The organism is Cesiribacter andamanensis AMV16, from assembly GCF_000348925.1.
Classification (GTDB): Bacteria; Bacteroidota; Bacteroidia; order Cytophagales; family Cyclobacteriaceae; genus Cesiribacter; species Cesiribacter andamanensis.
The window spans coordinates 1-9,423 of sequence record NZ_AODQ01000153.1 but is presented as its reverse complement, the minus strand read 5'-3'; the positions used below and the strand labels follow the sequence as shown (position 1 = coordinate 9,423).

General features: G+C 54.0%; 13 protein-coding genes. 4 read left to right on the top strand and 9 right to left on the bottom strand.

Going from position 1 to position 9,423, the window contains the following annotated elements:
- Window positions 1-133: 133 nt before the first annotated feature.
- Window positions 134-784 carry a YceI family protein gene (locus ADICEAN_RS18695; RefSeq protein WP_009197228.1) on the bottom strand — a complete coding sequence of 217 codons (651 nt, stop codon included), beginning with the start codon at window positions 782-784 and terminating at the stop codon, window positions 134-136.
- A gap of 87 nt (window positions 785-871) precedes the next feature.
- A complete protein-coding gene (ygiD, locus tag ADICEAN_RS18690; protein WP_009197227.1) occupies window positions 872-1,717 on the bottom strand; it encodes a 4,5-DOPA-extradiol-dioxygenase in 846 nt (281 codons plus the stop codon).
- Between the two features lie 264 nt (window positions 1,718-1,981).
- Between ygiD and ADICEAN_RS18685 the strand changes: the two genes are divergently transcribed.
- Entirely contained in the window at window positions 1,982-2,563 is a 582-nt protein-coding gene (locus ADICEAN_RS18685) for a Crp/Fnr family transcriptional regulator (RefSeq protein ID WP_009197226.1), read from the top strand.
- Window positions 2,564-2,652: 89 nt separating this feature from the next.
- On the opposite strand, the gene ADICEAN_RS18680 is transcribed toward ADICEAN_RS18685, so the two are convergent.
- Both ADICEAN_RS18680 and ADICEAN_RS23985 read right to left on the bottom strand, forming a co-directional pair.
- The gene (locus ADICEAN_RS18680) at window positions 2,653-3,099 is read right to left on the bottom strand and encodes a PepSY-like domain-containing protein (protein ID WP_009197225.1); all 447 of its coding nucleotides are present in this window, start codon (window positions 3,097-3,099) and stop codon (window positions 2,653-2,655) included.
- A gap of 54 nt (window positions 3,100-3,153) precedes the next feature.
- On the bottom strand, window positions 3,154-3,243 hold the full coding sequence (locus tag ADICEAN_RS23985; protein ID WP_201766038.1) for a hypothetical protein: 90 nt from the start codon (window positions 3,241-3,243) through the stop codon (window positions 3,154-3,156).
- Between the two features lie 16 nt (window positions 3,244-3,259).
- Here ADICEAN_RS23985 and ADICEAN_RS22880 point away from each other — a divergent pair, with 16 nt between their 5' ends.
- From ADICEAN_RS22880 to ADICEAN_RS18665, 3 genes are all read left to right on the top strand, one after another.
- A complete protein-coding gene (locus tag ADICEAN_RS22880) occupies window positions 3,260-3,421 on the top strand; it encodes a hypothetical protein (RefSeq protein ID WP_009197224.1) in 162 nt (53 codons plus the stop codon).
- Window positions 3,422-3,522: 101 nt separating this feature from the next.
- Window positions 3,523-4,167: a Crp/Fnr family transcriptional regulator gene (locus ADICEAN_RS18670; protein WP_009197223.1), complete on the top strand. Its 645-nt coding sequence runs from the start codon at window positions 3,523-3,525 to the stop codon at window positions 4,165-4,167.
- A gap of 407 nt (window positions 4,168-4,574) precedes the next feature.
- On the top strand, window positions 4,575-4,832 hold the full coding sequence (locus ADICEAN_RS18665) for an SEC-C metal-binding domain-containing protein (RefSeq protein WP_009197222.1): 258 nt from the start codon (window positions 4,575-4,577) through the stop codon (window positions 4,830-4,832).
- A 59-nt stretch (window positions 4,833-4,891) separates the two neighbouring features.
- On the opposite strand, the gene ADICEAN_RS18660 is transcribed toward ADICEAN_RS18665, so the two are convergent.
- The 5 genes from ADICEAN_RS18660 to ADICEAN_RS18640 form a co-directional block, all read right to left on the bottom strand.
- Entirely contained in the window at window positions 4,892-5,668 is a 777-nt protein-coding gene (locus tag ADICEAN_RS18660) for a hypothetical protein (protein ID WP_009197221.1), read from the bottom strand.
- A gap of 120 nt (window positions 5,669-5,788) precedes the next feature.
- The gene (locus ADICEAN_RS18655; protein WP_009197220.1) at window positions 5,789-7,447 is read right to left on the bottom strand and encodes a bifunctional metallophosphatase/5'-nucleotidase; all 1,659 of its coding nucleotides are present in this window, start codon (window positions 7,445-7,447) and stop codon (window positions 5,789-5,791) included.
- Window positions 7,448-7,641: 194 nt separating this feature from the next.
- Window positions 7,642-8,622: a sterol desaturase family protein gene (locus ADICEAN_RS18650; RefSeq protein ID WP_009197219.1), complete on the bottom strand. Its 981-nt coding sequence runs from the start codon at window positions 8,620-8,622 to the stop codon at window positions 7,642-7,644.
- Window positions 8,623-8,652: 30 nt separating this feature from the next.
- Window positions 8,653-9,135 carry a rhodanese-like domain-containing protein gene (locus tag ADICEAN_RS18645; RefSeq protein ID WP_161622736.1) on the bottom strand — a complete coding sequence of 161 codons (483 nt, stop codon included), beginning with the start codon at window positions 9,133-9,135 and terminating at the stop codon, window positions 8,653-8,655.
- A gap of 32 nt (window positions 9,136-9,167) precedes the next feature.
- The coding region (locus ADICEAN_RS18640; RefSeq protein ID WP_040398199.1) for a TlpA family protein disulfide reductase at window positions 9,168-9,423 on the bottom strand (256 nt) is incomplete at its 5' end.

The following is a 9,423-nucleotide window of genomic DNA, read 5'->3' as shown; positions in this document are numbered from 1 at the left end:
TTTTTAGTAGTCATTCTGACGAAAATGCGGGATGATTCATGTTTACTATGCTGTATGCAAGCCAGAAGCCGGGGAGTAAGGCCGCTGGTTTTTGACCAGCTGCGGATGCAGCAGGATACAGGCCTGCATCCCCCTAGCGGCCGGTAGCAGTAGCGGTGCTGCCGGTAGCGGTGGTCTGCAGCTTCAGGTCAATGATAAACTCATTGTCAATGGCTTTGTCGCCCAGGTCGGCAAAGAAGGAGGGGGAGCCATAGCGTACATCAAACTTGCTGCGGTCTACCGTAATTCTGGCCAGAGCTTCGGCTGCATTACCTGTAATTGTCACAGCGGCTGGAAAGGTAATGGTATCGGTTTTGCCCTTAATGGTAAGCCTGCCAGTTATCTGGTAGTTGTTGGCACCTGCTTTAGCGCCGGCTATAGGCGTAGCTTTGGTGATGCTGAAAAGCGCTTTTGGATACTTTTCAACCCCAAAGAAATCGTCAGATTTCAGGTGGCCTATAAGCTTGGCATTGTAGCCGGCATCAGCTATGTCCGTATTGGTGATACTGGTCATGTCAATCTCAAAAGCACCTCCCACCAGTTTGTTGCGCTCCACCAGCAGGCTGCCGGAGGCCAGACCAATGGTGCCGGTATGCTCACCGCCTATTTTTTTACCCGTCCACACCAGGCTGGACTTTTGGGTATCGGCAGATAAGGATCTGGCTGCTCCGCTTTGGGCAGCAAGCTGGGTAGTAGTAAAGGCCAGGGTGGCCAGTAGGGCGAAGAAATAAGAAGTGATTTTCATAGGATTACTGATTATAAATAGAATTGATAAAATTATTAAAGTATAAAGATGGGTCTGTTTCGGCAGCGCAGGGGGTAATTTGCTGGTTTAGCCAATCTTCACCGAGGTCATGGTAATGGCACCGGCTACTACCTTATCGTTGAAGAAGCTCAGGGCCTCATGTTTTCCCTGCAAAGGCAGCGCATACAGCAGCGGATAATAGTGATCTGGCGTTGGTATGCCCAGCCGGGCATCTTTATGGAGCTTTTCATAGTGGATCAGGGTCTGATGATCGCCCCCGCTGATCTTTTCCTTGAACAGCTCGTTCATCTCAAGTGCCCAGTCATAGCCAAAAGGCTGGTTTAGATCGCCAGAACCATCGGCAGGCATCTTCAGCATGCGCAGGTTATGGACCATATTTCCGCTGGCCAGTATCAGCACCCCCTTTTTGCGCAGCGGAGCCAGTTCTTTGGCCAGGGCGTAGTGATACGCTGCCGGTTTATGGTAATCGATGCTTAGCTGCAGCACCGGAATGGTGGCCTCGGGAAACATTTGCATGGCAATGGACCAGGCGCCATGATCAAGGCCCCAGTCGTGGTCCAGGCCTACAGGGCTTGTTGTTAGTAACGAAGCAATCTCTTTTGCCAGCGCAGGATTGCCCGGAGCCGGATACTGAGCCTGATGCAGCCGGGCCGGAAATCCGCCAAAATCATGAATGGTTTTAGGCGCCGGCATGGCCGTAATATGTGTACCCCGGGTAAGCCAGTGTGCCGATACCACCAAAATAGCCTTGGGGGTGGGCATCTCACGGCCCATGCTGCGCCAGCGCTGGCTAAATTCATTGTCTTCTATGGCATTCATGGGAGAGCCATGGCCTACAAAAAGCACCGGCATAAGGGACTCCTGCTGCGGTAGGGCACTGGTAAACTGTTTAAAGGCAGATAGGGTAGTCATGGCTGCTGCTCCGGATAGAAGGTGTATAAACTCTCGTCGCTTCATGGCGTATGGTCAATCGCTGATACAAAAGTGCAGCCTTTTCAAGCCCTGTGCCTTGATGTATGATAAGAAAGCCAGCACCTCTCTTTTTTTTGCCAGGGCTGCCGGCCTTGCTGTTCAGTTCTAGATGGCGTATCTTGAGCTGCTGGCACCCCTTGCCACACTTTTCCCATTAGCGCGAACCAGCCAGTTTTAGAACTGAAGCCCAGCCACCCTCACACAATGATCCCTGAAGCCTTTGCCTCTTACCTGCGCAGCTTTCTGCCCCTGAGTGATGAGCAGCTGCAGTTACTCGCCCCCCTGATTAGCCCACGCCAGGCCGAGAAGGGTAAAATACTGCTGCGGGTAGGCGAAATTTGTACCTACACCTGCTTTGTGGTACAGGGGTGCCTGCGCAGCTATGTGATTGATGAGGGCGGCAAGGAGCATATCATCCAGTTTGCACCGGAAAACTGGTGGATCTCCGAACAAGTAAGCCTGCTGAAAAAAGAGCCCGCCCTGTATTTTATTGATGCCCTGGAAGATACCAGCTACCTGGCGCTGGATCCGCAGTTTTTTCCCGAGTTTGGCCGGCTGGTGCCCGGCGCCGCCGACTTTTCGGCCAAGCTGCAGCTCAACAGACTACACTCTTTTCAGAAGCGCCTGGTAAGCCATCTGAGTGCTTCGGGCGAGCAGCGCTACCTTTCCTTTATCAGGACTTACCCCTCGCTGGCCCTGCGGCTGCCCCAGAAAATGATTGCTGCCTATCTGGGCATAACGCCCGAATCGCTCAGCCGCATCCGCAAAAGCCTGGCCCTGCAATAAGCCGCTGGCGCCCTAGCCGGGCCCACCCCCTATATGTAAACAGGTGCCCCGTATACTACCAGGGCACCTGTTTAGGTGCATGAGGGAAATTAATCCCAGTAAACCGCTTCTTTTTGTTCCTGTCCGTTTTCAGCAAAGACCAGCTTAATTTCTTCGCTCTCATTCTCAAGTTCTACCTGGTAATACATCTGATCTTCCTGATGCAGCTTCTCGGGATCGGAGATCTGCCTATCGGGATAGTGCTGCTGAATGGCTGCCGCTACCGCCTCAGGCAGGTCTGGTACTGCCAGCTCATGCTTGTATTTAAGCACACTGCCCGATGCATTCAGCAGCGCCTCGTGCTCCAGACTGTTGAGCATAAATTCAGCCTCATAATTATCCCCTTCCTTTTCCCATTCTACCTGGGAGGCTTCCGGAAATGTAGCGGCAAGACCCGCAACTACCGGCTCCGGCACATCTTTTTGGGCTAGCTCATCCTGGCAGGAAAAAGCGCTCAGGAACAGCACCGACAAGAGTAACATGCTTGATTTCATCATAACGTTTGCAACTAAGTGATTAAATTTCTGCTAAGCTATGCCTGAAATCTGTAGCTAATTTGAAGTAGCATAAAGCTTCTTCCGGTATGCTCTTGAAAGTAAAAGATTGCAGGCGCCCAGAATCCGGCAGGGCCTGTACTCCACATCCAGTTTCTTCTTTATGGTGGCCTGTACATCAATTCCGTTAAAATGCCGCGGCGACAGCCCGACCAAAGCCTTCCTCTTTCAGAGATTCCGTACCTTTGCTGGTGGCCTGATCGAAACCAACGCCTTTGAGTACTTTGTTGTGGTAGTATTGCATGATGTGTTCCAGTTTGTGTAATCTGTAGGGTGCTATCCGAAAATAGAAGAGCACTTACTCCTCACAACAGAGCCACTGATTGCATGTTATTAACGATAGATCTTTTATCTCCAGAACACCAAATGGATATCCACCTTCCCACCATTACCGATCCCCAGCTGCTGGCCGAGATTGAAAAGCATGCCCATATTATGGAGTTTGAGGCCGGACAGGCCATTATTGAGCCGGGCCAGTACATCAAAATGGTGCCGGTGGTGCTGGAGGGCACCATTAAAGTGCTGCGGACCAACGACGAGGGGCATGAGCTGTTTCTATATTATATAGAAGGGGGCGAAACCTGTGCCGTTTCCCTTACCTGCTGCAGCATTATGAATCCCAGTGACATAAAAGCGGTGGCCGAAGAAAAAACCAAAATACTGGCCGTGCCCGCTCGCAAGCATGAGGAGTGGAGCCATGAGTTCCGCCAGTGGAAAGATTTTGTGTCGCTTACCTACCAGAAACGCTTTCAATCCATGTTTCAGGCCATCGACGATCTGGCCTTTAAAAAGATGGACCAGCGCTTGCTCAAGTACCTGGCCGTAAAGGCAAAGCAGACCAGGACCAACGAGCTCAACATGACCCACCAGGAGATTGCCAGCGAGCTGGGCACCTCCCGCGAGGTAGTGTCCCGCCTGCTGAAGCAGCTTGAAAACCGCAAACTGGTAGAGCTGGGCCGCAATGTTGTATATGTGCGGGATGGCCTGGAAGAGTTTATCGACAAGAACTAGTAGAGCGGGTGGTCTGCACAAAACTGTAGACGACAACAAAAAAGGGGGTATGGCACAACGCCTTACCCCCTTTCGCTTAACAGAACAAATTCATCTATGGTAACGCCTCCTGCTGCCAAATACGTATGTAGGCTTGTCGGCAGTTGTTTAGGAGGTACCTTCCCATTACTCTTGCAGCATTTGAAAATCCCTCTATATCGCTCAAGAATTAAGCTGTGTCTGAGAATACCTTTTGGCCCAAAAAAGCATTCATCAGACACGGCCTTAGTACAATAAAGGAGGTATCCGCAGGGTTTTACGGTTTAGGAGCATTCGGTAGGGAATAGGAGGGAAAAAGAGGGCTACTTTCAGGTTCCTGCCTTACTTTTGTAAAAACAGATAGCTGTAAGGAACACATAAGCAAGAAGATGGGACAAATCGGTAGAAATGACCCCTGCCCCTGCGGCAGTGGCAAAAAGTATAAAAACTGCCACCAACAGCTGGAAGAAAAAAAAGGAACTGCTACCTCCAGCAAGATTATCATGGGCCTGGTGATCGTGGGCATTGTCCTGATCTTCATTGTCTCCTTTATGAACATTCAGACTACCGAAAATCAGGCGCCCGGTGAGGCGCCTCCAGGCAAAGTTTGGTCGCCCGAGCATGGGCACTGGCATGATGCTCCCTAAGCAGCCCGCCCGCCCGGCCTTTTAACCAACAGAGGCTGCCCGGACCCATCCGGCACAGCCTAGCTGAAAAAGGGAGATGCATGCCTGTTTTTGTAGCCATGGTAGGCAGCCGACAGGAAAACAAGAAGCGCTACGACCAGGCAGATAATGGCAACGGCTTCTGCGTTGTTCCACTGCTTGTAGGCAATGGCCGATAGCCCCCATACGCCCACCAGGGCCGCTTCCCGCATGTTACGTTTCCAGGTAAGAAAGAGGTAGAGCAAACCCGCCACCACTACCAGCAGCAGGGCCCAGCCCCCCGCCGACAGCAACAGCGGATCCCACTGCAGGCTTTTTAGCCAGACCGAAACGTTGGTGATGCTCGCCAGCGTAATCCAGCCGGTGTAGATACAAATGGGCCACCATACAAAGAGTATGATCCGCAGCGGCGCATCCCATACCTCCAGCCGAAGGCGAAGGACCAGCATGATCAGGCAGAACAAGAGCAGAAAGATGAGGAGTACCGACAGGCCAAGCCATTCGTTGAGCCAGACCACCACCCACAGGGCATTGGCCAGGTTTACGAGCAGAAACCAGATGCCTGCCGGCTTCAGCGATTCATCGGTTCTGCCTTTCTTCCAGGCCACCCATTGATAGGCGGTAAACAGGATCAAAAGCAAATAAATAAGCCCCCAGATAGAAAACGCCCAACCGGCCGGCGTAAGCAGGGTGGGGTAACGGTCGCTAATCTCCCCAATGGAGGTGTTGGTTAAGGCCCCGGTACCTGCCCCATAGTTAACCGCCAGTGTAACAAGGAGACTCAGGGTATTGGCCAGCAGGAGAACAATCGGCTTCATGGGGTAGGCTGTTTTCTTTACTCTAACTCCTGAGGAGGGAACAAGTTCAGGCAGCGGGTGCTGCATCAAAAAAGGCAGTGATTGCTCCCTGCCCTTCCTGTTTGGCCAACCCCCTATGCGTTATCTGAACACATAATCCACATGGGGCAGCTGCGACAGTACCGGATCTTCCAGGTCCAGCGCCCGGGCCCGGCCATCGGTTGTGGGCGCAACGGTTCCTTTTTCCTTCAGGTATTCCTCCAGCACATCATGCACGGTATAGTCCAGCACCTGCGGGTCCTGCGCATGGGGCATGCGGCACAGCATGTGCTCGGGCTCGCCGCTCCGGCGGCAGGCGGCCAGGGTGTAGAGGCGGTCCGGGTCCAGCGGCTGACCACCCACTGTAATGGACTGCACCCGCCGGCCCCGGGGAGCATTGGCGTTAAAGTGCATCTCCATACCGGAAAAGCGAAGCACCCAGCCGCCAAAGCGCTCCAGGGGCTTTTCGGCAAACACATTATGCAGCTCCTGCTCCATCCAGTCCCGGACCTGCCTGCCGGTGGCTTTGCCCAGCTTTACCCGCTCATTGACGGGTAGCATGTTCCAGACATCGCTATAGGTAATGGGTGCCCTGCCGGAAGCATCGGGCACAATGGGGGTGCTGAAACGAAAGCCGTTGGAGATGGCAATGTCGGCCCCGGTTTTCCAGCGCAGCGCATCGGTGATCATGTTGTCCATGGGATTTTCGACCACCAGGTAGCGGTACAGGGGGGTGGTGGTATAGCCCAGCACCTGCTCCATCTGCTCCTTATAAGGGGCCATCTGCTCTTCCACCACTTTTTGCACGGCCGGATCGGCGGGGTATCTGGCAGGGTCTACATCAAGGAGTTCGTAGCGCTGGCCTACAATCTTACCCCTCTTTACGTCCAGATCCAGCCGGCCTACAAAAGAGGCAAAGGCGCCGGGCTCTACCACCTGAGCATACTTGCGCTGGATCGGCTGCCGGATGCGCTCATGCGTATCGTTGCCCAGAATAAAATCCACCCCTTTCAGTACCTCCTGATCGGCCAGGTAGAGCTGCTTGGAAATGCCGATGTGCGTCACCAGAAACAGGATGTCTACCCCCTGCTCTTCTTTCAGCTCTTTTATCAGCGCCTGCAGGTTATCCTCTACTCCCTTAAAGACCAATCCCTTGCTAAAGGTGGGGTTCTGGCGAATGGGCACCTCGGGGTCGTTGTAGGAGATAAAGCCCAGCTTCACTCCCTTTACCTCTTTTACCAGATAAGGCGGATAGAGCCCCTTGCCGCTGGCTTCATCGTAGATATTGGCGCATACCACCGGCTTGCCGTAAGAGGCCAGCACTTGCTGCATCTTCTGGCTGCCAAAGATCACCTCCCAGTTGCCGGGAATCAGAAAGTCATAGTCCATGGCACTGATCACCGGGCCAAACACAGCCCCTTCTGACAGGGCCGCCACGGCTGAGCCCTGGATCAGGTCGCCGCCATCCACGATGACGGTACCGCCCGGATTTTCGGCTTTTACCTGCTTGAAAATGGTCTGGATGTGGGCCACACCGCCACGCTCTTTAAACACGAACTCCCCGTCTTCAATAAAGAATTCCTGGTGCGGCAGCAGTTGCCCGTGAATGTCAGCCGTCTGCAGAATGGTAATGGTTTCCACCCCTTCGGTATCGGCGGCAGGGGGGTGCTCCTGCGCAGGGGTGCGCTGGCAGCCAGCCAGGGAAATCAGGCCGATAAGGGCAAGGATCGAAACGAAAAGAGGTGATCTATAGATGTGCATTGGATATACATTAATTGTCCTAAAAAGGGGTGCTTTAGAAAATAACAACAAGGGGTACGTACGCTCATGAACGCACACAGGGGTTCCGCTCCATTAGTTGAGGCACAGCGTAAGGGAGCTGATCCCGGGCTGTAGCAGCACTCAAAAATGGCGCAGATGCCAGGCCTGAAAAAGCCCTGCCAGGCTGTGAGGCCTCAGGCTGGCTTATTCATGGGCAAAGGGGTAGTTTCCAAGGGCGGCGCCTCCACAGCAGCCGCCGCGGCAGGGGCTTCTGCCTCCTGCAGGCCTGCCTTGCGCGGCGGATGGGGCCGGCCTTCCCGGAAGGGCTGCCACTGCTGCTCCAGAAAGGAGTTGGGGTAGTGCTCCACTTCCTCAAACCCCAGGGCAATGTCCCGGCCATCCTCGGGCATGTAGACGGTGCCAAAGAGATAATCCCACAGGCTCAGGCTAATGCCGTAATTGGCTCCGTAACGGCGCGGCATTTCTTTGGCGTGGTGCCAGATGTGCATCTGCGGATTATTGAACAGGTAGCGCAGCGGCCCCAGCGGCAGGCGGATGTTGGCGTGGTTAAAGTGCCCGATGGCCGTGGCGAAGATGTGCACCAGAAAGAAATCCTGTATGCCAAAACCGATCATGGCAAGGGGTATATACTCCAGGCTGCGGTACACCACTGTTTCGCCCCAGTGAAAGCGCAGGTGTGCGGCAAAGCCCATTTGCTGTACCGAGTGATGCACTTTATGAAACTTCCACAAAAACTCGGAACGGTGCAGCAGGCGGTGCACATTCCACTGAATAAAATCCCGCACAACAAACAGGGTAAGCAGCTGCGCCCACACCGGCCAGGACCAGATCTCAAACGCCACCAAATTTTCTATGCCAAAGAGGGCCAGAAAATCATTAAAGGCTTCTACCCCTATGTTGGAAATGGCATTGAAGCCTACCAGTGAAAAGAGGAAGAAGTTGAAGAACATATAGAAGCCATCGAGCCAGAAATCCTGCCGGATCTTTGCCTGGTGCTGCCGCCAGGGCACTACTACCTCCAGCAGCCAGAAGAAAAGCGATAGCCCGATGAGCCAGTAGAAATAATTGCCCCAGCTGGGATAGAGTATTTCACGCCAGAGGTAGCCGCCATAATCGGTAAAAGACGAAACAAAGAGGTTCCAGTATTTTTCCATAAGTGAAAGCCTGTTTGGAATGAATGAACGCTACTCTAGCGGCACACCCGCCCTTTTCAGACCCGCAAAGCCTTCAGTAGCATCGTATACCCGCTGAAACCCCAGCTGCTGCATCAGCCTTGCGGCCTCGCGGCTCCGGCCGCCTACCGCACAGTAAAGCAGATAGGACTGGCTACGGTCCAGGGCCTGCAGCTGCCGGGCAAAATCGGGCGCATAATAGTTCAGCAGCTGTGCCCCCTTTAGCCGGCCGCCGGCCCATTCCTGCGGGGTGCGGATGTCCAGTATGGCAACGCCACCCCCTTCCAGCAGGCGCTTTGCATCTGCGCTGCTGAGGGTTTGGATACCAGGGGCTTGCTCCCCCGCAGCAGGCGTACCAGCATCCGCTGCGGCAGTCTCCACTGCGGCAGTCTCCACTGCGCCAACCTCCATTGGGGCAGCATCCACTGGGGCAGATTCTCCCGAGCAGGCGGCCAGGCCCAGAGGCAACAGGATCAGTACCAGACGTTTTTTCATGTTCATGACAGGGGTGTTGGAGTACTTCAGGCTTACTTCACCATGCTTTGCAGAAACTTGCGCACCTCGGGGGTGTCATACTCGGCCATGCCTTCCTGCCGGGCTACAATCCGGCCTTCCGGCGAAATGATAAAGGTGGTGGGGATGGCCTGCGAGTAAAACTCCCTGGGCAGCGGCCCGGCCGGCATGTAGACCGGGAAGGTAAAGCCCTTGCGCTCGATGAACTTCTTCACCTTGCCTTTGCCCCCTTCATCTACTGACAGCATCACAAAAGCGATCTTATCGGAG

Coding starts and splice junctions, on each gene's coding strand:
- ADICEAN_RS18695 (WP_009197228.1), bottom strand. CDS start 784: ATGAAAATCACTTCTTATTTCTTCGCCCTACTGGCCACCCTGGCCTTT.
- ygiD (WP_009197227.1), bottom strand. CDS start 1,717: ATGACTACCCTATCTGCCTTTAAACAGTTTACCAGTGCCCTACCGCAG.
- ADICEAN_RS18685 (WP_009197226.1), top strand. CDS start 1,982: ATGATCCCTGAAGCCTTTGCCTCTTACCTGCGCAGCTTTCTGCCCCTG.
- ADICEAN_RS18680 (WP_009197225.1), bottom strand. CDS start 3,099: ATGATGAAATCAAGCATGTTACTCTTGTCGGTGCTGTTCCTGAGCGCT.
- ADICEAN_RS22880 (WP_009197224.1), top strand. CDS start 3,260: ATGGTGGCCTGTACATCAATTCCGTTAAAATGCCGCGGCGACAGCCCG.
- ADICEAN_RS18670 (WP_009197223.1), top strand. CDS start 3,523: ATGGATATCCACCTTCCCACCATTACCGATCCCCAGCTGCTGGCCGAG.
- ADICEAN_RS18665 (WP_009197222.1), top strand. CDS start 4,575: ATGGGACAAATCGGTAGAAATGACCCCTGCCCCTGCGGCAGTGGCAAA.
- ADICEAN_RS18660 (WP_009197221.1), bottom strand. CDS start 5,668: ATGAAGCCGATTGTTCTCCTGCTGGCCAATACCCTGAGTCTCCTTGTT.
- ADICEAN_RS18655 (WP_009197220.1), bottom strand. CDS start 7,447: ATGCACATCTATAGATCACCTCTTTTCGTTTCGATCCTTGCCCTTATC.
- ADICEAN_RS18650 (WP_009197219.1), bottom strand. CDS start 8,622: ATGGAAAAATACTGGAACCTCTTTGTTTCGTCTTTTACCGATTATGGC.
- ADICEAN_RS18645 (WP_161622736.1), bottom strand. CDS start 9,135: ATGAAAAAACGTCTGGTACTGATCCTGTTGCCTCTGGGCCTGGCCGCC.